The organism is Dellaglioa sp. CoH-56-MRSF-13 (assembly GCF_056782095.1).
Genome location: NZ_JBXAYC010000121.1, coordinates 1 through 318 on the forward strand (window position 1 = coordinate 1; position 318 = coordinate 318).

The following is a 318-nucleotide window of genomic DNA, read 5'->3' on the forward strand; positions in this document are numbered from 1 at the left end:
TTCGTGAGTAGGTTAGATATCACAATCCGCGTAATCGTCTTTGAGCTTCTGTTTCTTGTCGGCAACCGATTCGCGCAATTCGCGAACGTCCTCTATTGCGCCGCGCAATTCATCGCGCCAGTATTCCGACACGTGGCGCACTTTGATGCACTCACGGATACGAGTAAGCCGGGCCTCGGTCAAGCTTTCTTCGTGCTCGATATCGCTTTCAAGCTTCTTTGCCTCCTGATAGCGTTCGTCGTATTCTTTGTAACCCTCGGCACAAATCCGTGCGTGTTCGTCGGCTGCACGGGCCGCCTCGCGCCAGTCGTCATAAAC

1 protein-coding gene is annotated in these 318 nt (G+C 53.8%); it reads right to left on the minus strand.

Features of this window, described 5'->3' with window-relative positions; genetic code table 11:
* Positions 1–12 precede the first annotated feature (12 nt).
* On the minus strand, positions 13–318 hold a 306-nt coding region (locus tag AC1RP1_RS08145), incomplete at its 5' end, for a hypothetical protein (RefSeq protein ID WP_481762741.1).